26 protein-coding genes and 3 pseudogenes are annotated in these 24,070 nt (G+C 67.3%); 13 read left to right on the forward strand and 16 right to left on the reverse strand.

Annotation, left to right across the window (positions count from 1 at the left end):
• The 9 genes and pseudogenes from A5758_RS05575 to A5758_RS05615 all read right to left on the reverse strand — a co-directional run.
• Positions 1-602 (reverse strand): annotated as a pseudogene (locus A5758_RS05575) (type VII secretion-associated serine protease); the annotation flags it as partial.
• The gene (eccD, locus tag A5758_RS05580; protein WP_067737560.1) at positions 587-2,116 is read right to left on the reverse strand and encodes a type VII secretion integral membrane protein EccD; all 1,530 of its coding nucleotides are present in this window, start codon (positions 2,114-2,116) and stop codon (positions 587-589) included. The gene eccD and the pseudogene A5758_RS05575, both read right to left, overlap by 16 nt.
• Positions 2,113-3,138: a MinD/ParA family protein gene (locus A5758_RS05585; RefSeq protein WP_156622511.1), complete on the reverse strand. Its 1,026-nt coding sequence runs from the start codon at positions 3,136-3,138 to the stop codon at positions 2,113-2,115. Before A5758_RS05585 ends, eccD begins: the two co-directional genes overlap by 4 nt.
• A gap of 130 nt (positions 3,139-3,268) precedes the next feature.
• Positions 3,269-4,099, reverse strand: coding sequence for an ESX secretion-associated protein EspG (locus tag A5758_RS05590; protein ID WP_067737563.1), 831 nt, complete (start codon positions 4,097-4,099; stop codon positions 3,269-3,271).
• 110 nt (positions 4,100-4,209) lie between these two features.
• Positions 4,210-4,500, reverse strand: a complete 291-nt coding sequence (locus tag A5758_RS05595) for a WXG100 family type VII secretion target (RefSeq protein ID WP_067207998.1) — start codon at positions 4,498-4,500, stop codon at positions 4,210-4,212.
• A 53-nt stretch (positions 4,501-4,553) separates the two neighbouring features.
• Positions 4,554-4,877: a WXG100 family type VII secretion target gene (locus A5758_RS05600; RefSeq protein WP_066953556.1), complete on the reverse strand. Its 324-nt coding sequence runs from the start codon at positions 4,875-4,877 to the stop codon at positions 4,554-4,556.
• Positions 4,878-4,988: 111 nt separating this feature from the next.
• Positions 4,989-6,176, reverse strand: a complete 1,188-nt coding sequence (locus A5758_RS05605; protein ID WP_067208001.1) for a PPE family protein — start codon at positions 6,174-6,176, stop codon at positions 4,989-4,991.
• Between the two features lie 30 nt (positions 6,177-6,206).
• Entirely contained in the window at positions 6,207-6,512 is a 306-nt protein-coding gene (locus A5758_RS05610; protein WP_066953560.1) for a PE domain-containing protein, read from the reverse strand.
• Between the two features lie 368 nt (positions 6,513-6,880).
• The gene (locus tag A5758_RS05615; protein ID WP_067738275.1) at positions 6,881-8,209 is read right to left on the reverse strand and encodes a HAMP domain-containing sensor histidine kinase; all 1,329 of its coding nucleotides are present in this window, start codon (positions 8,207-8,209) and stop codon (positions 6,881-6,883) included.
• Between the two features lie 230 nt (positions 8,210-8,439).
• On the opposite strand from A5758_RS05615, the gene A5758_RS05620 reads away from it, so the two are divergent.
• The 5 genes and pseudogenes from A5758_RS05620 to A5758_RS26470 form a co-directional block, all read left to right on the forward strand.
• On the forward strand, positions 8,440-9,042 hold the full coding sequence (locus tag A5758_RS05620) for a TetR/AcrR family transcriptional regulator (RefSeq protein ID WP_067737566.1): 603 nt from the start codon (positions 8,440-8,442) through the stop codon (positions 9,040-9,042).
• A gap of 27 nt (positions 9,043-9,069) precedes the next feature.
• Entirely contained in the window at positions 9,070-10,281 is a 1,212-nt protein-coding gene (locus A5758_RS05625) for an acyl-CoA dehydrogenase family protein (protein ID WP_067208007.1), read from the forward strand.
• Between the two features lie 51 nt (positions 10,282-10,332).
• Entirely contained in the window at positions 10,333-11,550 is a 1,218-nt protein-coding gene (locus A5758_RS05630) for a GNAT family N-acetyltransferase (protein ID WP_067737569.1), read from the forward strand.
• Positions 11,551-11,571: 21 nt separating this feature from the next.
• Positions 11,572-11,667, forward strand: a pseudogene (locus tag A5758_RS26465) (FAD-binding oxidoreductase); the annotation flags it as partial.
• Positions 11,661-11,783: pseudogene (locus A5758_RS26470) on the forward strand (hypothetical protein); the annotation flags it as partial. The pseudogenes A5758_RS26465 and A5758_RS26470, both read left to right, overlap by 7 nt.
• A gap of 95 nt (positions 11,784-11,878) precedes the next feature.
• Here the strand turns inward: A5758_RS26470 and A5758_RS05640 are convergent.
• The gene (locus A5758_RS05640) at positions 11,879-12,163 is read right to left on the reverse strand and encodes a hypothetical protein (RefSeq protein ID WP_066953571.1); all 285 of its coding nucleotides are present in this window, start codon (positions 12,161-12,163) and stop codon (positions 11,879-11,881) included.
• A gap of 233 nt (positions 12,164-12,396) precedes the next feature.
• On the opposite strand from A5758_RS05640, the gene A5758_RS05645 reads away from it, so the two are divergent.
• Complete coding sequence (locus A5758_RS05645) at positions 12,397-13,584, forward strand: MFS transporter (protein WP_067737576.1); 1,188 nt, start codon at positions 12,397-12,399, stop codon at positions 13,582-13,584.
• 157 nt (positions 13,585-13,741) lie between these two features.
• Here the strand turns inward: A5758_RS05645 and A5758_RS05650 are convergent, their stop codons facing one another.
• Together A5758_RS05650 and A5758_RS05655 are read right to left on the reverse strand one after the other, a co-directional pair.
• Positions 13,742-14,779 carry an LLM class F420-dependent oxidoreductase gene (locus A5758_RS05650; RefSeq protein WP_067737578.1) on the reverse strand — a complete coding sequence of 346 codons (1,038 nt, stop codon included), beginning with the start codon at positions 14,777-14,779 and terminating at the stop codon, positions 13,742-13,744.
• A gap of 16 nt (positions 14,780-14,795) precedes the next feature.
• The gene (locus A5758_RS05655) at positions 14,796-15,218 is read right to left on the reverse strand and encodes a nuclear transport factor 2 family protein (protein WP_067208027.1); all 423 of its coding nucleotides are present in this window, start codon (positions 15,216-15,218) and stop codon (positions 14,796-14,798) included.
• 121 nt (positions 15,219-15,339) lie between these two features.
• On the opposite strand from A5758_RS05655, the gene A5758_RS05660 reads away from it, so the two are divergent.
• The gene (locus A5758_RS05660) at positions 15,340-15,927 is read left to right on the forward strand and encodes a PadR family transcriptional regulator (RefSeq protein ID WP_067737581.1); all 588 of its coding nucleotides are present in this window, start codon (positions 15,340-15,342) and stop codon (positions 15,925-15,927) included.
• A 51-nt stretch (positions 15,928-15,978) separates the two neighbouring features.
• Here A5758_RS05660 and A5758_RS05665 read toward each other — a convergent pair whose 3' ends face one another.
• Positions 15,979-16,698 carry a CoA pyrophosphatase gene (locus A5758_RS05665; protein ID WP_067737584.1) on the reverse strand — a complete coding sequence of 240 codons (720 nt, stop codon included), beginning with the start codon at positions 16,696-16,698 and terminating at the stop codon, positions 15,979-15,981.
• Positions 16,699-16,818: 120 nt separating this feature from the next.
• Here A5758_RS05665 and A5758_RS05670 point away from each other — a divergent pair, with 120 nt between their 5' ends.
• Genes A5758_RS05670 through A5758_RS05680 form a run of 3 tightly spaced genes read left to right on the forward strand, consistent with a single transcriptional unit; the run spans position 16,819 to position 19,073 of the window.
• Positions 16,819-17,862 (forward strand): amidohydrolase family protein, encoded by a 1,044-nt coding sequence (locus A5758_RS05670; RefSeq protein WP_067737587.1) that lies wholly within the window; start codon positions 16,819-16,821, stop codon positions 17,860-17,862.
• Positions 17,863-17,896: 34 nt separating this feature from the next.
• Positions 17,897-18,802: a hypothetical protein gene (locus A5758_RS05675; RefSeq protein WP_067737590.1), complete on the forward strand. Its 906-nt coding sequence runs from the start codon at positions 17,897-17,899 to the stop codon at positions 18,800-18,802.
• Between the two features lie 4 nt (positions 18,803-18,806).
• Positions 18,807-19,073, forward strand: coding sequence for a YdeI/OmpD-associated family protein (locus A5758_RS05680; RefSeq protein WP_067737592.1), 267 nt, complete (start codon positions 18,807-18,809; stop codon positions 19,071-19,073).
• A gap of 3 nt (positions 19,074-19,076) precedes the next feature.
• On the opposite strand, the gene A5758_RS05685 is transcribed toward A5758_RS05680, so the two are convergent.
• The 3 genes from A5758_RS05685 to A5758_RS05695 form a co-directional block, all read right to left on the reverse strand.
• Positions 19,077-19,430, reverse strand: a complete 354-nt coding sequence (locus A5758_RS05685) for a VOC family protein (protein WP_067737595.1) — start codon at positions 19,428-19,430, stop codon at positions 19,077-19,079.
• Positions 19,431-19,522: 92 nt separating this feature from the next.
• Positions 19,523-20,005 carry a DUF5666 domain-containing protein gene (locus A5758_RS05690; protein WP_231987235.1) on the reverse strand — a complete coding sequence of 161 codons (483 nt, stop codon included), beginning with the start codon at positions 20,003-20,005 and terminating at the stop codon, positions 19,523-19,525.
• A gap of 162 nt (positions 20,006-20,167) precedes the next feature.
• Positions 20,168-21,052, reverse strand: a complete 885-nt coding sequence (locus tag A5758_RS05695) for a cyclopropane mycolic acid synthase family methyltransferase (protein WP_067737600.1) — start codon at positions 21,050-21,052, stop codon at positions 20,168-20,170.
• Positions 21,053-21,234: 182 nt separating this feature from the next.
• Between A5758_RS05695 and A5758_RS05700 the strand changes: the two genes are divergently transcribed.
• The 3 genes from A5758_RS05700 to phoU all read left to right on the forward strand — a co-directional run bounded on the left by A5758_RS05700 (position 21,235) and on the right by phoU (position 24,055).
• Entirely contained in the window at positions 21,235-21,828 is a 594-nt protein-coding gene (locus A5758_RS05700) for a hemerythrin domain-containing protein (protein ID WP_067737603.1), read from the forward strand.
• 180 nt (positions 21,829-22,008) lie between these two features.
• Positions 22,009-23,337, forward strand: a complete 1,329-nt coding sequence (locus A5758_RS05705; RefSeq protein ID WP_067737606.1) for an MFS transporter — start codon at positions 22,009-22,011, stop codon at positions 23,335-23,337.
• An 82-nt stretch (positions 23,338-23,419) separates the two neighbouring features.
• A complete protein-coding gene (gene phoU, locus A5758_RS05710) occupies positions 23,420-24,055 on the forward strand; it encodes a phosphate signaling complex protein PhoU (protein ID WP_067737608.1) in 636 nt (211 codons plus the stop codon).
• Positions 24,056-24,070: the final 15 nt, after the last annotated feature.

Consider the following 24,070-nt stretch of genomic DNA (forward strand, 5'->3'; position numbering starts at 1 on the left):
TGGGCTCGGAGATGTGTATAACAGACAGTGATGGTCACCGGCGGGGGAGGTGGCGGTGGCGCGACCGGGGGCGGGACCTCGACCGGCGGCGGTGGGGCGCCGTTGGCCGGTGGGGGTCCGGCCGGCGGAGGGAACGCCGGTGTCGACGGCATGGGCCGCGGCATGGGCAGAGTCCCCTGCGGCGCAGCGGCGATGATCGAGCCCACGATGGTGCCGTGCGCGTCGCAATCCGACAGGCCGTCCTCACTCATGATGTAGTCACCACCGGGCACGGCCGGCAGCCGCGGGTTGGGCGAGATGCCGGTGTCGATGACCGCCACCGGTACACCGTTGCCGGTGCTGTATTGCCAGGCCTTGCCGATGTTGAGCAGGTTGAAGCCCGGTGCCAGCTGCGCCACGTCGGGATTGCGCACGGTGATGGGCGTCGAGCAGCTGTTGGCCCGCCGCATCGGTTGGTCCGGCTTGGGCGGCCCGTCCGGGGGCACCAATCCCGGATCCACCTGCGGGGGCGTAATAGCTTGCACGGCAGGAATATTCGCAGACAACGCGACGAGGGTCACGGCGGCGGTCACCGCCGCGACCCTCTTTAGTGGCGAATCCACGTGAACAGCCCTCCCAGGGCCGCCGCCGCGGGCAGCAGGACGATGAACGCCAACACTTCCACCCATTCCACGGTCAACCGGATGAAGGGCCTGAACCGCACCGTCGGCACCAGAAGCGCCGCGGCAAGACCGCACGCTGCGAAGGCGGCGATGGCCAACGCGGGCCAAAGCAGCCCGCTCACAACGTCTTTCGGTTCGTAAATGGCGTATTTGACCACTCCGGCGCATACCGCGGCCGCGGCCCCGCAGGCGAGCGCGACAGCCTGGTACTTGGCGGCGAATCCGCGGCCCTGGGTGATGAAGATGCCCACCACCAGTCCCGCGACCACCAGCGCCAACCACGCCCAGGGACGCCCCGGCGTCAGCACCCCCCACACGGCGGCGGGCAGGACGATCGACACCCCGACACACACACCGACCTGCACCGCGTTGACCAGCCGCGCCGAGGCGGCGATCGCTGCGCCGCGCGCGGTGATGTCGGTCAATTCGTTGTCCTCGTCCTCGGATTCGTCCTCGCTGACCGGGGAGACCGTGTCGACGGGCATGCCCTCGCGGCGCGCGAACAGGTCGCGTCCGGTGATCGATCCGAAGTGAGGCGGCCGCACCCGAGCCACCCACAGCGCGATCAGCGGGGTCATCCTGACCAGGATCAGCAATCCGACCAGCACGCAGATGGCCAGCACCTGGGCCGAGGCCGGCCGGAACATCCGGACGACGGCAACGGCGGCGAGGATCCCGCTCACCGTCACCACCGCGGTGACGACCGCCGTCTGCCACCGCTTGCGTGTCATCACGCCGATGGCGATGGCACCCAGGATCACGATCACGAGGCCGATCACCCCGTGCGCCGCCCCCAGCGTGCCCGGGGGCGCGCATGCGCCCGCGACGGCCAACAACACCACGGCCAGCCAACCGAATCCGCTGAACAGGTCGCGCCGCTCCCGCCAACCCCACCAGACGACGGCGGCCCCGACCACCAGCAAGGCCCCGACGGCGCCGGACACCGCGGCCGGGACGGGGTTGTCGGTGAACGTGCGCGCCCGCAACGTCAGCGCCACCACCACCCCGGCCGCCATCGCGACGATCGCGACGGCGGTGTGCGCGGCCGTCAGCGGCGTCACCGGGGCGAACATCCGGTCACCGCCGTCGCGGCCCAGCCACTTGCCCATGGCCGCCAAGCCGGTCGACAACGACTCGTACTGCGGTTCAAAGGATTCGCCGGCCACCCGGGGCACCAGCACCAGGGTGTCCCCGTCCTGCACGCCCAGCTCGTCCAGGCTCTTGTTGATGTCCAGCCGGACACCGTTGATCTTATGCAGTTCGTAGCTGCCCGCCGGCAGCGTAATGCCGTCAAAACCTTTGCGCTTCAGGTCCGCGTCGAAGAGCTCGACCATTCCCTCGAAAAATCCCTCTACCGGAATTCCGGCCGGGAACACTTGGGAACACAGATGCTTCTCGTAGGAAATATTGACCGCACAGCGCGCCGGGAAAGCGACCTTATGCGCTGATGTCACGGCGCTGTCCGCTCCGCATCCGGAATGTATTTGTCGGCCAGGCCGGCGGTGATTTCAAAAAGCCGCAACCGCGTCTTTTTCTTTAATTCATGAACCGTGTCGATGAGCCCGCCTTTGGCGAGGTGCGGATCGAACGGCATCTCTTCGACGGTCGCGCCGACCTTGCTGAACCGCTCGGTCAAGTACGCCAGTGCGTCCTTGTCGGCGATCTGATCGGTGTGGTTGATTATCACGGTGCTGCGCGAGACCAGCTCGTGGTAGCCCTGCGACCGCAGGTAGTCCACGGCCCGCAGCACCGGCCGGGACCGGTCCGCGGTTATCCCGGACACGAACACGAGCGTGTCGGTGTTCTCCAAAACCGGCTTCATCACCTCGTGTTCCAAATCCGGCGAGGTGTCGACGATCATCACCGTGTGGGTTCGCCGCAGCCGCGACAAGACCCCCGAGAACATCGCCGGCACCAGCGGCCGGGGCTGGTCCGACGTGCGGTTTCCGGCCAGCACGTCGAGTCCGATCGGGTTCTGCCCCAAGTGTTCACGGATGTCCGCGTAGCCCTGGACGTCGGTGTCGTTGATGATGGCGGTGTAGTCCCCCGGCGGCGACTCGTCGATGCGGTCGGCCAGTGTGCCGAAGCCCGGGACCGCGTCAATCGCAATCACGTTCTGCGGGCGGCATTCTCGGAACACCCCACCGATGCAGGCGACCATCGTCGAAACGCCGACTCCGCCCTTACCGGACACCACCGTGATCACGTACTGGCGCCGGATGTGCCGCCGGATACGGTTCTGCAAGTCCCGGTAGTGCCGCTCACTGGGCGATTCACCAGGGTTTATTTTCTTAAAAGAGATGACGTAGATGAATTTCCGCCAACCCGAGCCTGGAGGAATCTTTCGAGGCGCGGCCAGATCGGTAATGCGCATGGTGTCGGACACCGAATCCGGGAAGTTACGGCCCCCTGACGGATCCCCCCGTCTGAGCGCCCCTTCGTCCGACATATTCGGGTCATTCCAAGGGCTCGTCACGTCGCGATGCTAACACGCTCGGCGATACCGCGTTTACCGATCAAGAAACCCTTCAAGAGCGTAAGGGGTTGCTATTCCACGGCATTGGTTAACTGACTTATCTTGCGTCAGTTGAGAAATCATGCTCCTGTCAGACCACCCGCCGATACGAGTACCACTCGTCGCCCGCGGGCAAGCGGCGGATGAGCCGCCGCACGGCGCCACTGATGTCGCTGCGCGAACCGGGCGAGACGATCTGATAGCGCCGCTGCCCCGAGATGACGCACTCGATGCAGACGCGTCCGGACGGGGTGTCGACGATGGACACCGACGAATCGCCGACCGCCACGCGCGCCAATTCGTCCGGCCCGACACCGGCCTGCAGCGCGACGATGGACGCACGCGCCGAGCGCGCGGGGTCGGCGGCCGCGAGCACGAGCTGCAATTGATCGGCGTCGAGGCTCTGGGCGAGCAGAAAGGTCCGCAGGCTGGCGGAGTCGCGCACCGACGAGAGCAATTGTTCGGTGTCCAGGGTGACCGGCCGCAACGGCGCCGCCTCCGCCACACCGCACAACCGCTCGACTTGCCCGACCACGAGTTCGCTGGCCCCACCCTCGTCGTTGGCGGTACCGGCCGGGTACAGGCGGATCAGCTCGCCGTGGCGTTCCAGCACCACCCACCAGCTGGCAAAGCGGCAGATAGACACCCGCGTCGGTTCGCGCCCGGGGACGTCGATGCTGACCATCAACGCCAAGTCCCGCCGCAACAGCACGGTGAGCCATTCGCGGATCATCGGGTCGACATTGCCGGCCTCGTCAAGGGCGCCGGCAGTCTTCAACTCGGCCACGATCGGGTGGCCCAGCGCCCGCTCGGCGGTGTCGAGCCTCGGCAGCAACGGCCGCAACCCCAGTTCGGGGCAGGTCTGCTCCACCCCGGCCACCGCTTGCAACACCCACAGGCCATCGACCGTCGTAGTCAGCATGTCACTTCGCTTTCCAGGCAGCGCGCCCATCAACCGGCGGGCCAGACACCGAAGGGGGGCACATGCGCTCGCGCATCTGCCCCACCTTCAATCGTGGCGGTGAGCCGATCTCAGCCGAACAAGTGGCCGATGTTCTGGTCGGTGGCGAGCGCGTTGTCCAGCACGTGCGAGGTCGTCGTCCCGTGCTGGCTCACGGTGTCGATCAGTCCCTGCAGCCCGGACAGCATCTGCGCTTGCGCCTCGAAGAACTGCTTCGCACCATGACCGGCGAAGAATTCCGTCAGCTGGTTGGTCCGGTTCGAGGTGTCGTCATAAATTCCCTGCAGCTGGCCGGCGCGGGAGCCGATGTCGGAGGCGAAATCGGCTACGGCGCCCGGGTTATAAGTGATCGGGTTGGACATTTGCGAGCTTCCTTTCAAAAGACCATTAGTGGAATTAGGAGTGAGTGGGCCGGTTAGGAGCCGTGGCCGCCGAATAGCGCGCTGAAGGCGTGTGTGGAATCCGCCTCGTGGTGTTCCATCAAGGCCGCCGCCTGCTTGAGACCCTCGGCCAGGCGGGTGCCGCCGGACAGGACCTTGTTCAGGTCGTTCTGAATTTCGATGGCCGTCGCGTGGGAAGCGGTGACTGCTTCACCGGACCAGGTCGACGGGTTCATCACGTTTTCGTGATTCGCGATGTAGCCCTGAGCGATTGCGATCGCGTGCTCCATGTTCGCCTGAATATGGTTGGAAGCGTCACGCAGCACCTGCGACGATACTTGGATTGTTGAACTGTCCACTTGCGGTTTCTCCTAACTACTGCTGCCCTCCCCCGGGGAATTACCTGGGGCATGAAACGAAGTGTATGAGGGCTATTTGGACCTGTCGATTCACCCTTGGCCGGGCCGGCTTCACACTCTGGTGTCGACAACCCGCACCGTCGCGGGCTGTTCGGATTTGTCTCGGGATCCGCGCTCTCCTCCCGCCCCATGCCCCACCGGCATGCCGCCCATCGGTGTGCCGCCGCCGACAGTGGTGGTCTGCGGACGGATGGCCTCGGCCCCCAACGCCCCGCTCGGCCGCAACCCGACCGGCCGGCCACTGCTGACGGGCTCAAACGCGCTGACGGGACGGGTGAAGCTGGTCGCGGGCATACCCGCACTGCCCAGGGACGCGGCCCCGCCGCCGCCCGATGCGCCGACGGCCGACACCTCCGTCGCCGAGACCGCCGAAACTCCCGGCGCCGCCCCGGCCATGGCGCCGGGATTGGCGAACATGCCCATCATCGATTGCAGCGGCGACATCATCTGCATCGGCGCCTGCATCATCTGCATGGGAGCCTGCATCGCCTGCGGGACCGCGCCCATCATCGATTGCACCGGCTCCATGAACGAGCCGGCCTGGCTCATGAAGTCCTGGCCGCCCGACGCCGCCTGGCCCGCCCCCTGCGTGCCCGTCTGCGCGCCCTGAAAAGCGGAGCGCATGCCGTCGCCGGCCGCGACCTGGGCCGCGGACTGGCCCACCGCCGAAGCCGCCTCCACGGGCGCCGCCGGCGATGCGCCCATGGTTGCCAGCGGCGGCGGAATGGCGAGGCTTTGGGTCAACGCGGTGAGGATCGTTCCGTAGCTGGCGCCGACGGCGGAGTTATTCGGCCACATCGATCCGAAGTACTCGAGCTCCAGCGACGTGATGCGGGGCGTCAAAGCCCCGAGGACGACGGGGTTGATGCCGTAGTCGGTGGCGCATTCGGTGCGGTTCTCGATGCATTCGGGCGCTGGGCGCATCGAGCCGTACGCCATCTGATACGCCGAGACCGCGGTGGAAACCACCGCCGGTTTGACGTCCACCCACCCAGCCAGCCCGTGCAACGACGCGTTCAGCGCGGTGGCGTTGGCTGCGGAGGCCAGGGATCCCGCACCGACCCAGCTCGCCGACGTGGCCACGGTGTTGATCGTCGAGGCGATGCTCGAGCCGTGATGGGTGGCCGCGAGTGCCGTCCAGGCGGCCTGGTTGGCCAGATGGGTGATGACGCCGGCGCCCGCCTTGAGCAACAAATCGTTGTCCTCAGGCGTACGCGCGGCCCACCCCGGATCGGCCATGCGTACTTCCCCCTTTGTGCCTCGCTGGTCTCAGGCGCCGATCGCCAACGCCAAGCTACGCATGAGCTCGGTGACGACGTACGTGCCCGACGCGAGGCTCTGTGCGCCGGAGAACAAGCCGCGCTGGGCGGCGTGCTCGGAAACCACTCCCAGGTAGCTTCCGCCACACGCGTTCAGCGCCGCCGCAAACATCGCCGAGTCGGGGTCTGCGCCCATCGGCAGCACTCCCAACAGCACCGGCGCGGCCGCCGAAGCCGCCGCCTGAGTTTCCGCGCTGATGGCCGCCTCCGCGGATGACGACGCCAGCACTGCCTCCGATTGCACCTGCAGCACCATGATTTCCCTCCGATTGCTCAGCGTCTAAAAGACGGCTTGGCGCCTCAGTCTAGTGCGGTTCGACCGTTCGTGTATTCACTAGCATTCCTTCCGGCCGCCGGCAGGAAATTACGCGTTTGTTCTGACCGGCGGTATTCCCCTTATAAGTCATCCGTCAAACAACCTCGTATGCCACTGCAGACACAGTGGTCACGACCTCACCGTCGAAAGCTTCAGTGCGAGTGGGTCATGCGAATGCGTGGCAGTAATGGCGGCGCGTAAAAGGCGGCCGAACAAGGGAGCGCCGCGGTGCATATTCTTGCCGGCTTAACGGAGAATCGGCCAACTGTTCCGTCCGTTTTTCCCGGGGCCGGAAATGGCTACGGAAGCTATGCGGGACCGCGCCCGTCGCCGGCCAGCTTCAGCAGCAGCCGGGTCCCCCCGAGCGGGCTGGTCTGCAACGCCGCCGTGCCCCCGTGCAGTTCGGCCTGCTGGGCGACCAGCGCCAGACCCAGACCGGATCCCGAACGCGACGCCGTCGAACCGCGGGCGAAGCGCTCGAACACCGTGGCGCGCTCGGATTCCGGCACGCCGGTGCCGTCGTCGTCGATCGCTATCTCCACGCCCTCACTCGAGCTGCTCACGGTGAGCTGGATCTTGCCGGCATTGCCGTGCTTGACGGCATTGGCGATGGCGTTGTCGATCACCAGCCGCAGCCCCGTGGGCAAGCCCACCATCAGCACGGTCGGCGAGGGCACCAGCGACACCTCCACCTCGGGGTAGATGCGCAGCGCGTCGTGCGCGGCCCGGTCCAAGAGTTCGGTGATGTCGAACGGGACGAAATCGTCGACGGTGGTGAGCTCGCCCTGCGCGAGCCGTTCCAGCGCCGTCAGGGTGCCCTCGATGCGGCTCTGGGTGCGGATGACGTCGCCGATGACCTCCTGGCGCTGCTCACGCGGCAGGTCCAGGGTGGACAGCACCTCCAGGTTGGTGCGCATGGCCGTCAACGGGGTCCGCAACTCATGCGAGGCGACCGCCGCGAAGTCACGGGCCGACTCGAGCGCGGCCTTGGTGCGTTGTTGCTCCTTGCCGATGCGCGCGAGCATCCCCTCGACGGCTTCGGCGATCTCCACGGCCTCACGCACCCCGCGCACCTGGACCTCGTCCGGGCTGGACTGGGCGTTGATGGCGCGGGCCTGCTGGGCCAGCAACAGGAACGGATTCACCATGATCAACGAGATCACCCAGCCGACGACCACCGTGCCGCCGATGACACTGGCGCAGATCAACAGCACCCGCAGGTGCAGCTCGTTGATCCGGTGCTGGGCTTCGGCCAGCGGTGCGGCCAGCGCGATCGAGGCGGGCCCCGCGGAGAAGGTGCGGACGCGGTATTGCACCCCGTTGATCGTGGTGTTCGCGTATCCGTTGGGCAGCTTGGGCAGCACGATATTGCTGGGCGCGGATACGGTCTCGTCTCCGATGCGCGCGGTGCGCACCAGGTTGCCGTCAGGCATGGGCTGGTCGGGGCTGGCGTGCTCCACGTTGTTGAGGAGTGAGTTGATGTCGCCCAGGCTGCTGACCGAGTCGAGCCGGCGATCGAGCTGGCTGTACTGATCGTTGGTGACACCGACCCACACCCAGGTGCCCAACAGCACCACGAGGGTGATCACCGACACTGCCGCCACGACGACGATGGTGCGCAGCGACAACACCCGCATCGGCAGATCTACGTGCGGTAACACGCTGTCAGGCTCCTCTTGTGCAGCTCGCGGCGCCGGGCCGGCGGCGGTGTCGACCACCTGACCCCAACCTTCACACCGATATCGATTCGCCGCGCTCAGGCCTCGTGGCGTTTCGCAGAGAATCTAACGCCAACCCTCGAGCCCGTCTCCCGCGCCTGCAACCGGCGCCATTTTGCACCGGTGGAGTGAGTGAGTACTCTCTCACCATGCTCGTCTCCGGACGCGATCGGCTGCTGGCCGCGGCGCTGAAGCTCTTCGCCGACAAGGGCTACGCGGCGACGTCGGTGGCCGACATCCAGCGGGCATCGGGCCTGGCGCCGGGGTCGGGCGCGCTGTACAAGCACTTCGGCTCCAAGCGAGAGTTGCTCGAGGCCGCCGTCGCGCACCGGATCGACAGCATCGTGGCGGCGCGGGAGCAGTACGACGCCGGACAGCCCGGCGGCGTCGAGCAGGCGGTGCGCACGGCGGGCCAGCTGATCTGGAGCAACCTCAAAGAAAGCGAGGACCTGCTCAAGGTCATGCTGCGCGAACCCGACGAGCTCGGCGATCTCGACGAGAAGACCTGGCAGGTCATCACCGACAACGCCTATCAACGGTTCGCCGACGAACTGGCCGCGTCGAACCGGTCTGGCCGCACCCGGATCCCCGATCCGGAGGGGGCCGCCGCCGTCGCTATCGGGTCGTTGTCCTATGCCGCAACACTGCAGGCGCTGACCGGCCGCCTGCCGGGCAACATCGACGAGGAGCGCTACTTCGAGGCGTGGGTCAGCCAGACCGTCAGCGTCCTCGCCCAATACGGAAACCGTTGAGAGCAACGACAATTCAGGAGTGAAGCCGTGACTTTCTCATTGCAACTGACCGACGACGTGATCGAGGTGCGCGACTGGGTGCACAAGTTCGCCGCCGACGTCATCCGGCCCGCCGCCTCGGAATGGGACGAACGGGAGGAAACCCCGTGGCCGGTGATCCAGGAGGCCGCGAAGGTGGGCCTGTACTCCCCCGACTTCTTCGCGCAGCAGGCGGCCGAGCCCACCGGCCTGGGCATGCTCACCGCGTTCGAGGAGATGTTCTGGGGCGACGCCGGCATCGCGCTGTCCATCATGGGCACCGGCCTGGCCGCGGCGGCCTTGGCGGGCAACGGAACTCCCGAACAGCTGGGCCGCTGGCTGCCCGAGATGTTCGGTACGGCCGACGAGCCGAAGCTGGGCGCGTTCTGCTCGTCCGAGCCCGACGCGGGTTCCGACGTCGGCGCCATCCGCACCCGGGCCCGCTACGACGAGGCCAGCGGGGAGTGGGTCCTCAACGGCACCAAGACGTGGGCGACCAACGGCGGCATCGCCAACGTGCACATCGTGGTGGCGTCGGTCTACCCCGAGCTCGGCACCCGCGGCCAGGCCACCTTCGTCGTCCCCGCGGGCGTCAACGGGCTGGCGCAGGGCCAGAAGTTCAAAAAGCACGGGATTCGGGCGTCCCACACCGCCGAGGTGGTGCTGGACAACGTGCGACTTCCCGAAGACCACATCCTCGGTGGGCGCGAGAAGTTCGAGGCGCGGATCGCCCGCGTCAAGTCGGGCGCCTCGGCGCGGAGTCAGGCGGCGATGAAGACCTTCGAGCGCACCCGACCCACGGTCGGCGCGATGGCGGTCGGCGTTGCCCGGGCCGCCTACGAGTACGCCCTCGACTATGCCTGCCAGCGTGAGCAATTCGGCCGCAAGATCGGCGAATTCCAGGCCGTGGCGTTCAAGCTGGCCGACATGAAGAGCCGCATCGACGCCGCCCGGCTGCTGGTGTGGCGGGCAGGGTGGATGGCGCGCAACAACCAATCCTTCGACGCGGCGGAGGGGTCGATGGCCAAACTGGTGGCCAGCGAGACGGCCGTCTACGTCACCGACGAGGCGATCCAGATCCTGGGCGGCAACGGCTACACACGCGACTATCCCGTGGAGCGGATGCACCGCGACGCCAAGATCTTCACCATTTTCGAGGGCACCAGCGAGATCCAGCGCCTGGTGATCTCGCGGGCGTTGACCGGCTTGCAGATCCGTTAGCGGCCGCAGCCCGCGGTCCATGCCGCGGCGCGCACGCGACATGATGGCCGAATGACCACCGAGATCCGGGTCCTCGACAGCGAGGACGAGCTCCTGGCGGCCGCCAACGTGTTTCGCGTCGCCATGATCGGCTTCCCGCCGTTGCCAGACCTGCCGCCCGGCCGCATCGCCACGTTGCTCGAACCCGGCCGCACCGTCGGCGCATTCGCGGGCGGTCAACTGGTCGGCACCGCGGACGCGGTGACGAGTCGGATGACGCTGCCCGGCGGTGCGCTGGTGGGGCACGCCGCCGTCACGCATATCGGGGTGCTGCCGTCGTTCACCCGGCAGGGCATCGCCACGGAGCTGATCCGTCATCAGTTGCGGGACATCGCGGCCCGCGGTGAGGTGGTCGCGTCGCTGCGGGCCTCGGAGGCGACGATCTACGGAAGGTACGGGTACGGCGTCGCCAGTTCGTCGCAGACCATCGAGGTGCAGACCGCGCGGGCGGCGCTGCGGCGCGACGTCGGGCCCGGCGGTCCTGTGCGGTTGATCGACGCCGCGCAAGCATGGGAGCTGTTGCCCCGCATCTATGCCGAGCATCGCCCGTCGCGTCCGGGCACCATCGACCGGCCGGGCGTGTGGTGGCAGAGCCTGCGGCTGCGCACCGAGTCGTCACCGCAGCCTTCGTACGTCGCGGTGCACGGCGCTCCGGGAGCCGAATCGGGGTTCGCCCGCTATCGTCCCGTCGACACCGAGCGGTGGTTCGTCAGCGACCAGCGCGCCATCGCCGTAGAGGACTTCTTCGCGCCCACCGCGGAGGCCTACCTCGGCCTGCTGCGGTTCCTGCTCGGCCTGGATCTCATTGACCGCGTGATGTTTTGGATGCTTCCGCTCGACGACCCGTTGCCGTGGCTGCTCACCGATCGGCGGGCGGTGCGGGTCACCGCGGTGCACGACGAGACGTGGCTGCGGGTCCTCGACGTGCCGCGGGCACTGGCGGCGCGCCACTACAGCGGCGACGGTGCCGTCACCATCGCGGTGAAAGACGCTATGGTGCCGCACAATTCGCGTCGCTTCACCGTCACCGGCGGCGGTGCCGAACCGACCGAGCGGCGGGCACAACTGGAGGTCGACGTCGAGGGGCTGGCCGGCGTCCTGCTCGGCGGCACGACCTGGCGCGACCTCGCCATCGCCGGTTTGGCGCGGGCCGACGACCCGTCGGCACTTGCGGTGGCCGATGGGCTGTTCGCGGTGCCGGACGCGCCCCACGCCGGGTTCTTTTTCTAGCCGCGTGGGTATGCCGGTCGCGTGATCGTCATCGTCTGCGCGGGGGTGTGCGGGCTGGCCGCCGCTTACGAGCTGGCGCGGCGCGGGGAGCCCGCGATCGTGCTGGAGCGCGGCCGGCTTTCGAACTGCACTACCCGCACATGGTGGAGCGGCTTCGTACCGAGGCACATGTGGGACGCAGGCAATTGGTGAATGCCGAAGCCGGCGACACCACCGCGCAGGAGCTTCGATAGGCGGCCGTCCCCCAGAAGCTGGTTACGCCGCAACACCATTCGCCTCTCAGCGCGGCGCGCGCTCCGAACGTGCGGCTGATCCGACGCAGTGACGGTCAGCCGTGGGGCGCCTCGGAGATCTTGGTGTCCGGCTTGCCCAACGTCTGGCAATACGTCAATGCCGACAGTCGGGTGGCCGAGATCTCAGCATTGGCGGGGTCTGTGCCGTTCTTGTCCTTCAGCATCTTGCTGACCTCGTCGTTCTGCTTCTTCTCGTCCTGCGAGGTGAAGTCCTTGCACTTGGTGTCGCCGCCGGTGTTGATGACCTGCGAGGCCGAACACGCGCTGGACAGCAGCACGGCGGCGATCGCGAACGTGGCGGCCGCGATTTGCTTCATCATTTGCCTTCCTGGAGCCGAGTAGTGGTATCAGTACACCAAATCGACCGATTCGAAACCCCGCCGTGCGATTGCCCCGGTGACCCAACCGTTTGCGCCGCGTGCGTCTCGCCGGCGAATGGGAATAACTGCCACGTCCAAGTCGTCGTTTAGGGTTCGTCGGTTTCCGCCGCGCCGAGACCAGAGGGGAGGAACGTCCGGTGTCCTCGTCCAACGGGTCAACTCCGCCGTCGACTTTGGCCGCGCTGGACAAAGGTGACAGCCCGGATGCGGCCCGGGGCACGTTCGCCGGCGTCCTGGTGTTGTTGCTGTCCATCGGCTGGGTGGCCAATCATTTCGTCGCGTTGATGCCCCTGCTCAGCGTTCGGCAGCACCTCAGCTCGGCCACGCTCGATGCGATCTTCGGCATCTATGCGCTGGGATTGCTGCCCGGTCTGCTCGTCGGTGGGCGCGCCTCGGATGCGTTCGGCCGTCGGTTGGTGGCACTGGCGGGGTCGGCGACCGCCGTGGCGGGGACCGTGGCCATGTTGTGTTCGCAGCAGTACGACGTTCTGCTGCTGGGGCGCCTGGTCGTCGGGCTCGGGGTCGGGCTGGCCATGAGTTCCTGCACCGCGTGGGCCTCGGACCTGAAAGGTCCCGCCGGCGCGGCCGCCGCAGGCGCGGTGTTGATGCTCGGCTTCGCGATCGGCCCATTCGCGGGAGCGTTGATCGCCGGTGCAGGCCCAGTCGGCATCCGCCTGTCGTTCGGAATCGCGGCCGCCATCGGAGTGGCCGCGATGGCCGTCGCGGCCGTCATGGCGGGGCGCGCGGGCGCCACGGGGCCGGACACCACACAGGTTTGGGAGCCGTCGAGCACCGCCGGGCAGGGTGCGGCGCGGGCGTTGAGTTGGGCGATGCCGCTTGCGCCGTGGGTGTTCGCTTCGGCGACACTCGGATTCATCACGATCCCCGGCCGCGTGCACACCGGGCTCGCGGCTCCGATGGCTGCCGGCGTCGCCACGCTGCTGGTCAACGGGGTCAGCGGGCTCATCCAAGTGCTCGCCCGCGCGCGCCGGTGGGGGCCGCAGGCCGGCACCGCCGGCGCGGTGCTCGCCGCGCTCGGCTACGCGGTCACCGCGCTCGCCCCGCCTGCCCTGTCGCCGGCGTTGGGTCTGCCGCTGTTCCTGGTGCTGGGCAGCGCGTCCGGTCTGTGTCTGCGCGAGGGCTTGATCGATCTGGAGGCAGCGGCGCCGAAACGCTTGCGCGGTGCGCTCGTTGGCGCGTTCTACGTGGTGACGTACATCGGTTTCGGCCTGCCGCTGATCTTGACGACGGTGGAGTCGGCGGTTTCGACGGCCATCCTCGCCGTGATGGCGGCACTGGCGTTGCTGACGGCCGTGAGTCGCGCGGTTCGACTCCGCCGAGACGCCCACCGCCAGGGCTGAACGCCGCCAACGGCCTCGCACCCCAGAGGCGCAGGTTTTCGCCGGCGCGTTGCCGTTCGTCGTTCTGGCAGTGTGGTTCTCGATCACGCTGGCGGCGTTGATGACGTGCTCGCGCGCGCTACGACGCTCACCGGCGGAGGGGTGACCGGGCCGGTGATCAGAGGAGTTCGCGCAGAGTCTCGATCAGCTTGATCCGCTCGGCGGGTGTGGACGCGATGGGCGAGACGTTAAGGGTGGTAACCCCCGCCTCTTGGAACGCGGCCAGGCGATCCTTGACGAATTCGCGGCTGCCGATGAGGTTCACGTCTCGCACGAGTTCGTCGGGCACGACCTTCGCGGCGCCGTCCTTGTCCCCGGCGAGGTAGAGCTCTTGAATCCGATCGGCCTGCGGGCCGTAGCCGTACTTGGTGGCCAGGGCGTGGTAGAAGTTCTTGCCCTTGGCGCCCATCCCGCCGATGTAAAGGGCCAGGTGAGGTTTTACGAATTCCCTTAACGGTTCCACGTTTTCGCCGATGGCCAGCACCGGTCCGGCGTAGATGTCGAGCTCACCCAGATTGGGGTCGCGCTTGGCCCGGCCGGCCGCCAGCGACTCTCCCCACACCTCCGGCGCCTTCTCTGGCAGGTAGAAGATCGGCTGCCAGCCCTCGGCGACCTCGGCCGCCAGTTCGACGTTCTTGGGTCCCAGCGCCGCGACCAGTATCGGAATTCGTTCCCGGACAGGCTGATTGATGAGCTTGAGCGGCTTGCCAAGCCCGGTGCCCTGCCCCGCGGGCAGTGGAATCGTGTAGTACTTGCCGTGGTGTGTGAGCGTCTCACGTCGCCACACCTGGCGGCAGATGTCGATCACTTCGCGGGTGCGTGCGATCGGCGCGTCGTACGGGACACCGTGGAAGCCCTCGATGACCTGTGGGCCGGAAGCGCCCAGGCCGAGCGTGAACCGACCGTCGGAGACGTAGTCGAGACCGGCGGCGGTCATCGCGGTCAGTGTGGGCGTTCGCGTGTAGAGCTGCAGGATTCCCGAGGCCAGTCCGACGCTGTCGGTACTGGCGGCCAGGTACCCCAGCGCGCTCACCGCGTCGAACGAATACGCCTCGGGGACAAAGACAATGTCGAGTCCGGCCCGTTCGAGGTCGGCCACTTCGGCGGCCACTTCCTTGAAACCGCCCGCGTAGTTGATGCCCAATCCGATTCGCATGATCGTTTGCTTGCTCCTACGCGGTGGTGAACTCGTCGGCCAGCTCGAGCGCTTCTTGCTGAATTCGGTCGAATTGGGCGCCCATCGCCTCCGACAGCGCCTTCGCACCCGATAACGGTCGTACCATCACCACGAAGTCGTCGATGAGACCGTCCTCATTGAAGTGCAGGAAGTCGCAACCGGTGATCCTCACCCCCGGCGCTCCGGCGATTCCGGTCTCGAACACGAACGCATGGTCGCGACCGCTGCCATCGTGGATCTCGCGGACGTAGTGAAAGTCCTCGAAGATGCGCATGACGCCGCGCAGGATTGCCGCGGTGATCGGCTTGCCGACGTAGGGCTTGAACGCCACCGGGCTGGTGAACACCACGTCGTCGGCCAGCAGCGCCTGGATGCCCTTCTCGTCGCGTTCTTCGACCGCCTTGCGGAACGGATGCATCCGACACCTCGCCTAGTGAATTCGTTTCAGGAGTGCCGTTGACGCTATGCGGCCGGCCCCGCCGTGTCCATAGTGCGATTAATCACTTTGTTGATTACTCACCTCGTTGTAGCCTAGGTCGATGTCGCTGCGAGATGCGGTATTGGCGGCCCTCCTCGAGGGGGAGTCATCCGGGTACGACCTGGCCAAGGAATTCGACGCCTCGGTCGCGAACTTCTGGATGGCCACGCCCCAGCAGCTGTACCGCGAACTCGACCGGCTCGCCGAGCAGGGCCTCATCGCGGCGCGGGTGGTGCACCAAGAGCGGCGGCCCAACAAGCGCCTGTTCTCGCTGACCGATGCCGGTCACGAGGCGATCCGGGAGTTCACCGCGCGGCCGCCCAAGCCGTCCGTGATCCGCGACGAACTGATGGTCAAGGTACAGGCCGCAGACGCCGGCGACACGCGCGCGGTGCGTGAGTCCATCGTCGAACGACTGCAATGGGCGACGGCCAAACTGCAACGCTACGAACGGTTGCGTGCGCGCGTGCTCGATGGACGCGACGAGGAGGACTACCTGGCCCACGCCCAGCGAATCGGTCCCTACCTGACGCTGCTCCGCGGAATCGCGTTCGAGGAGGAGAACATTCGGTGGGCCGAGCGCGCGCTGGCCGCAGTCGACCGCCGCCTGTCCGCGCCGGCCAGGAAGACCCGTTCCCGTCGTCGGTGATCCCGGCACGCTCAGCCGGGGTTGGCGTCACCGCGGCGTCGTCCAGCGCTCCTACCGCCAGGCGAACACCGGTTGCTCCAGCTCGCCGACCGGGTCGTGACGGCCTTCCAGACACCACCACCGCAGCTGTAGCAGCACGGCGCCGGTCGGTGCGTGAATGAGGTCGTTCCCCAGCGGGATCTGCACCACCGGGCGGGGGCTCTCCGGGATGGTGATGAACCGCGGCGAATCGTCGCGTTGCAGTTGGTGCAGCCCCACCCGGTACACCGCCACCACCTCATCGGGCTCCGGCCGGGGGTCGAGCCGGCCGCCACCCCAGATCACCACCGGGGTGATGACGTACCCGGACCGGGTCGGGTAGTCGTCCAGGAGCCCCAGCACGGTCGAGTGGGGCAGGGTGATGCCAACTTCCTCGTGCAGCTCCCGCAGTGCCGCGTCGACGGCGGTCTCACCCGCGTCGAGCCGCCCACCGGGCAGTGCCCACTGCGCAGCATGTGAGGTCAGACGGGCTGCCCTGCGGCACAACAGGAATGCCGCGCCGCCGGACACGTCAACCATGCGTCCGTCGAGGCCGGCCTCCGGCAGCGGGCGGTCACCGTTCCACTCGTCCACTTGCGCCGGGTCGACCCGGTCCTCGCCGAGGGTCGAGTCGACCAGCACCACGGCAACTGCCGCGTGCCGCTTCGTCGGGTCGGTCACCTCGCGACGGTCATGGCGCGCCAGATGTCCCCGAATCCGCTCGCACAGCGCATCGTCATACGGGATGGTCACGGGTTCGAGACTATGCGGGAGCCGCCCGCGGTCGACGATCGCCGCCGCAATGACAATCCGGGTACCCGATGAACGCCGAGCCCGCCGGCCTCGTAGGTGTCCACGTATGGGAGGAGACGGATGAAGGTCATCGGTATCGAGGAGCACTACAGGTTTGCGGCCATAGCCGAAGAACACAACAACAACGGCCTGGATTCGGCGACCGAACTGCTGACGCACGCGGGCTACGGCTCCCCCGGAGCGGATGGGGAGTGGCCGCCGGGCATCAACGACCTGGGCGAGGGCCGGATCGCCGCGATGGACGCCGCGGGCATCGACGTGCAGATCCTCTCGCACGCCGTCCCGGGCCCCGAGACGCTGGAACCCGCGGTGGCGGCCGAGCTGGCCCGGCGGGCCAACGACGAGGTGGCGGCGGCGATCGCCCGGCACCCGGCTCGGTTCCGCGGCTTCGCCACCCTGCCCATGCGCGACCCGGCGGCGGCCGCCGGCGAGCTCGAGCGCACCGTCCGCGATCACGGCTTCGTGGGTGCCCTGATCAACGGCCACGTCAGCGGCCGCTACCTCGACGACACCTTCTTCTGGCCGGTTTTCGAATCCGCCGAAACGCTCGGCGTGCCAATCTTTTTGCACCCCACCGTGCCGCCGCAGCCGGTCATCGACGCCTACTACGGCGGCTTCGATCGCAAGATAACGGCACGGTTGGCGGCCGCCGGGCTCGGCTGGCATATCGACACCGGGGTGCACTGCCTGCGGCTGATCCTCGGCGGGGCGTTCGACCGGTTTCCGCAGCTGCAGGTCATCGTGGGGCACCACTTCGAGGCGCTGAGCTGGATGGGATGGCGGACCGACTACTCGTTTCCGATAGCCGAGACGGGCCTCAAGCGCACCGTGAAGGAATACCTGCGGGAGAACTTTTACGGCGGCATCCTCGCCGGCGACTTTTTCAGCCAGAAACCCGGCGCAATGGATCCCAGTTGGAGCCTGTCGTTCAACGCCTACCAGGCGATGGTCAACGTCATCGGGATCGACCGCGTCGTCTTCACAGCCGACTATCCCTACGGAAACATCAAGGCGTGCCGGGAGTTTCTCGATCGGATGCCGATCAGCCAAGCCGACCGCGAGAAGATCGCCCATCGCAATGCCGAGCGCCTGTTGAGGCTTTGAGCACCGGCAACCGTCGAGGTGGTTAACTACGACCATGCAACGAGAACCGGTGCTGGCGCGACGCTTCTTCGACCGGTTCGAGCCGGTGCACGCGGTGACGTATTTCGCGCCGGAGGCGCGGGCGGCGTTGGACGGGCTGGGCTACCGGGGTTTCTGGATGGGTTACTTCGCCGCCCGGTCGGCGCCGCTGGGGATCGTCCCCCGCGAGGTCATCACCGCGATCTTCTACAACTTCGCGCCCGAGCGGGTCGCCAAGGCGTTGCCGGCGGCATGGCAGATCGCGGGGCCCGACGCGGCATTGCGCGCCCGGCAGGAATCCGCGGTCGCGGCGCTGCGCCGCTACGGGCTCGACGGGAACGAGAACGTCACTGCCGCAGCCGAATTGGCCGGTAAGGCGGCCCGGCACGCGCCACTCGACGGGCGGCCGCTGTTCGCAGCCAACTTGGCACTGCCGTGGCCGGACGATCCGCTGGCCGCCCTGTGGCACGCGACCACGTTGCTGCGCGAGCAGCGCGGCGACGGGCACGTCGCGGTGCTGGCCGCCGCCGGCATCTCGGGCCGCGAATCCAATGTCTTACATGCCGCGGCGGGTGGGGTGCCTCGCGAATACATCGCGCGCACCCGCGATTACGACGAAGCGGCCTGGCGACACCACGAGCAGCGCCTGGCCGAGCGCGGGCTGCTGGACGACGACGGGTCGCTGACGACGGCCGGCCGGGAACTCAAGCATCACATCGAGCGGTCCACCGACACGCTCGCCCTCTCAGCGCTCGACGCGCTCAGCGACGACGAAGTGGAGACGCTGTTCCGGGTGCTCACGCCCCTCACTCGCGCCGTGGTCGCCGGCGGGGACGTCCCCGACCTGACGCCGATGACCCTGCGCCGCGACGAATTACATGACGACAGGGCACATTTGACCCTGAGCGACGGGTTAGCCTAACCCTATGGGCAATCAGCGAGTTCCCGGCGGGGTGGTGCACAAGCTTCCGGCGGACCTGCGCGAGTCGTTGATCGGCAACACCGCGGCCCTCGGCGCGTGGAAGGACATCACGCCCTTGGCCCGCAACGAGTTCATCTGCTGGGTCGAGGACGCCAAGCAGGAAACGACCCGGCAGCGCCGCATTCGCCGGACGCAGGAGGAGCTGGAAGAAGGCAAGCGCCGGCCGTGCTGCTGGCCGGGGTGCAAGCACCGCGAGCGCACCGGCAAGTAGTTGTCAGCGGGCGAGCGGCTTGTAGAACACCAGGCCGTTGCCCTTGTTGTCGTAGACCACGGCGCGGCGTTCGTGTGCGTCGTCGTACGGGGCCTTGACGATTCCGCCACCACTGGCCTCCACCGCCTTCGCCGCGGCATCGACGTCGGCGGTCTTGATGCCGACAACGACCCGACCCGGGATGGGATGGTCCACGGGGGTCGCCAGCGCGAGAGTGACCGGCCCGCCGTCGAGGGCTGCGAAGTGCGCTCCGTCGCGGAATTTCAGCGGCATGCCCAGGGTCTCGCCGTAGAACCGGATCGACTCGTCGAGGTCGTCGGTCGACAGGATGATCATCTTCACTTCGTGCTCGCTCACGGTGCCTCCTCTGGCTGGATGGCATAGAGACTAGGCCGGGAGGGCGGCTCGGGGAAGGCGCCGAGCGGCAGATTCTTTGCGCCGAGAAGGATTCAGGTGCGGCCGGCCGGAACTATCTGCCCGTCAAGATAATCCATCGGCGGCCCGCCGCCGCGTCCGACGTCGCGGTCGGCCACCGTGGTGGCCAGGACAGCGCCGTCCTGAATGGTTCCGACGATCTCGACCCGGTCGTTGACCGTGAAATGCGTAGCGGCAGCCGCGGATTGGCCGCCGTGACCGATGAGCGTCGTATCGGGGGTGACGAGATAGGTCTGGGTGTACCCGTTGGCGCTGCGCGCGGTGACCGAGCCCGCCGAGACCGCAATCACCGTGCCCTCCTGCCGCACCGGCTGCGCAGCCGCCGGCGGCTCCTGGCTCGCCTCGATCGTTCGCTTTTCGCTGTGCGGGACGTTGAGCACCAGGGCCGCACACGCCGCCGCGCACAGCATTGCCGCCGAAACGACTTCACATGCCGTTGCGACACCCGACCTGCGCCGCGCGGCCGCCCGCGGTCTTTGCTCCGGGGTCGCGCTCATTCGATGCTTGGCACCCACGATCAGTCCTTCCCTGCGGTTTTGCGCCGACGAAGGTCGGCGCGCACCGAATCAGGTTGTTGCTCGTGGTTTTACCCCGGGCGGGGTGCCGATAAACCGGCCCGGCGGACCAGTTGTGGGCCGGCCGGATCGGCGCCGGGGTCGTCAGCCCTTGGTCAGGGTGAATTGCGCGACGTCGGTATAGCCCTCGCGAAACAGGTCGGCGCAACCGGTCAAGTACTTCATGTACCGGTCGTAGACCTCTTGGGACTGAATCGCGATGGCCTCGTCGCGGCGCGACTCGAGCGCGGCCGCCCAGGTGTCGAGGGTGCGCGCGTAGTGCAGGCGCAGCGGCTGGACGAGCTTGACGCCGAACCCGGCGCGCTCGGCGTGCTCCACCACGGTCTTGGCGGCGGGCAGGTCACCGCCCGGGAATATCTCGTCCATGATGAATTTCATGAACCGCAGCTTCGTCATGGTGATGGGCAGCCCGCGCTCGGCGAACTCTTCCTGGCTGGGCTGAATGATGGTGTGCAGCATCATCACGCCGTCGGCCGGCAGCGCCTCGTAGGCCATCTTGAAGAAGTCGGGGTAGCGGTCGCGCCCGAAATGCTCGAAGGCGCCGATGGAGACGATGCGGTCCACCTTTTCGTCGAACTGCTCCCAGCCCTGCAGCAGCACGCGCTTGCTGCGCGGGCTGGGGTGCTGGTCCAGACGCTGCTGCACGTGCGCCTGCTGGTTGCGGCTCAGGGTCAGGCCGACGACGTTGACGTCGTACCGCTCGAGCGCCCGGACGATGGTCGTGCCCCAACCGCAGCCGATGTCGAGCAGCGTCTGGCCCGCTTGCAGCCCGAGCTTGCCGAGCGACAGGTCGACCTTCGCGAGCTGCGCCTCTTCCAGGGTCATGTCGTCGCGCTCGAAGTACGCGCAGCTGTAGGTGCGCGTCGGGTCCAGGAACAGCGCGAAGAACTCGTCGGACAGGTCGTAGTGCGCCTGAACGTCGTCGAAATGCGGCTCTAGGCTCACGGGCTCGCTGCGGTTCTCAGGCACAAACAACCTCTGCTGTGGTGGATTTTTGCGGCGTGCGATCAAGGGCGATCACCACGCTGGTGCCCTAGTGTATCCGGACGGTGTATGCAGCCCTTCTGGAGTGTTCCCGGTCGGTTGACTGGTCCGCCACGATGGGACACCATGTCCGCGAACCGTAGCGGTGAGGGAGGTGGGGCGGCGCGATGGCTGACATCACCATGTTGATCCTCGCCGACCACGAGTGGTTCCGCGAACAGTTCGCCCAGCTGGACTACCTGCAGGCGCAGACGCCGACCGACGAGACCGCGCTGGCGCGGGTGTGGCGTCCCCTCGCCGACAAGCTCGACGTGCACGCCTATATCGAAGAGAAGATCTTCTACCCGCAATTGCTGAAGCGGGGCACCGCCGACGCCGAAGGCGAGACGCTCGACGCCATCGGGGATCACAACGACATTCGCGACGGGGTGCGCGACGCCAACGCGGCCCGGGTCGGCACCGAGCAGTGGTGGGCGGCGGTCGGGCGCACCCGGGAGGCCAACGACGAGCACATGGGCGAAGAGGAGCGGGAAGGGTTGTCCGACTTCCGTCGCGCGGCCCCCATCGGTCTTCGCGAAGCGCTCGGGCGGCAATACAGCGACTTCATGGCCGAGCATCCCACCACCGAGGGGTTGGCCATCGTCGACCGCGACCCTGAGCGCTACGTCGAGGATATTGAGGACACCACGCAGTCGACGCCGTACGAGCAGTCAACGCCCAAGGATTTCTCGCTCCGCATCGGCAGCCTGAAAGGTCAGTGAGTTCCCGCCGACCTTGGCGCGGCCACTACGATCGGCCACCGGTCAATGAAGACGATAGAGCCGGTTGGGAGTGCGATTTTGTTCGGCCCACGAGACTTCTGGGTACGCAATCCGTCGATGAATGCACGGGGCCGCCGGAGGAAATGGGCACGCAAAGACATCAGGGTCGCCGACCCGGCCATGCGCCAAACCATCATGGGGACCGCGATCGGCAACTTCATGGAGTGGTACGACTTCGGCGTTTACGGCTACATCGCCACCACCATCGCCCAGGTTTTCTATCCCGGTAAAAGCGTCAGCGGCGTCCACCTCATCGCCACGTTCGGCACACTGGCCGCGGCGTTCGTGGTGCGCCCGCTCGGGGGGTTCATCTTCGGCCCTCTCGGCGACCGCATCGGACGACACCGGGTCCTTGTGGTCACCATCCTGATGATGACGGTGAGCACCACCGTGACCGGTTTGCTGCCCGGTTACAGCACCATCGGCATCTGGGCGCCGATCCTGCTCGTCATCGCCCGCATATTCCAGGGGTTGTCGACCGGCGGTGAGTATGTCGGCGCGATGACCTATCTGGTCGAGCAGGCCCCCGACCACAAACGCGGCATGATGGTCGGGTTTCTGCCGATGGGCAATCTGGTCGGCTTCGTGCTCGCCGGGATGATGGTGACCGGGCTGCAGACCTGGCTCCCCGACGACGCCATGCTGGCTTACGGCTGGCGGATCCCCCTGCTGCTGGGCGCGCCCTTCGGGCTGTTCGCGCTGTTCCTGCGGCTACGGCTCAAGGAGTCATCCGCATACCAGAACGCGACCGAGGGGGCGCAGCACTCGGGCGGGCGTAAACAACAATTTCGGCGCACCGTCGTGGATCAGTGGCGGGGCCTGCTGATCTGCGCGGCTCTGGTGCTGACATCTCAGGTCGCCGACTTCATGCTGACCGGCTACCTGCCGACGTACCTCAAGCTGTTCGTGCGCGTCGGCCACACCGCCGGACTGGTGATGATCGTGGTGACGCTGGCGATCCTGATGGTCACCGTGGTGCTCGTCGCCGCGTTGTCCGACCGCATCGGCGTCAAACCCATCATGTGGACGGGCTGCGCACTGCTGGTCGTGGGTTCCATTCCGGCGTTCCTGCTCATCCGCTTCGGCGCCATCTACCCGGTGATCTTCCTCGGCGTGCTGCTGATCGGGCTGATGGAGCTGTGCTTCGACAGCACAGCGCCCGCCATGCTGCCGGCCCTGTTCCCCACCAACGTGCGCTACGGGTCGCTGGCCATCTCGTACAACATCTCGATATCGGCGGTGGGCGGCACCACGCCGCTGATCGCCCAGGCGCTGGTGTCAGGCACCGGCAACGTCATGGCACCCGCCTACATGCTGATCTTCGGTGGACTGGTGGGCGCCGTCACGCTGCTGTTCACGCCCGAGGTCGCCAGGAAGCCGCTGCCCGGGTCCGGACCCGCGGTGGAAAGCGAGCGGGAGGCGCGCGAGCTGGCCGACGACGTCAGGTGATCGGAAGGCATTGGGAGCGCACCGCTTTCAACGGGCGCACACCACGACGTTTATTTCGCGTATTCCGGCCTACTCCTAATGCATGAGAACCGCTTTTCACCACCGGTTGGGCACGCTCACCGAACAACTCGGGGCCATGTGCGCGATGGCCGGGGAGGCGATCGGACAGGCCACGGAGGCGCTGCTCAACGCCGACCTGGCCCTGGCGGAACGGGTCATCGCGGGCCAGGAGGACGTCGTCGCCGTCAACGCTCGCGTCGAGGAGACCGCGTTCACCCTGCTGGCATTGCAGGCGCCGGTGGCCACCGATTTGCGGGCGGTGGTCAGTGGCATTCGGATCGCCGCGGATGCCCAGCGGATGGGGGCGCTGGCGGTCCACGTGGCCGAGATCGCCCGGATGCGCCATCCCCGCAATGCCGTGCCGGAAGACGTGCGCCGACACGTCGCCGAGATGGGTGAGGTGGCCGAGCGGTTGGCCGGTGTCGCCCGAGAAGTGTTGCTGAACCAGGATCCTCGCCGAGCGGCACAGATTCGCCGCGACGACGACGCGATGGACGAACTCCATCACCAATTGCTGGCGGCGCTGGTGGATCCCAGATGGCCGCACGGTGTCGCCGCCGCGGTGGACGTCACCCTGTTGGGGCGCTTCTACGAGAGATTCGCCGACCACGCCGTTCAGATTGCTCGGCGGGTCATCTTCCAAGCCACCGGGTACTAGGCCGAAAACGGCTGC

The sequence above is a fragment of the Mycobacterium sp. 852014-50255_SCH5639931 genome (assembly GCF_001665605.1).
Taxonomy (GTDB): Bacteria; Actinomycetota; Actinomycetes; order Mycobacteriales; family Mycobacteriaceae; genus Mycobacterium; species Mycobacterium paraffinicum.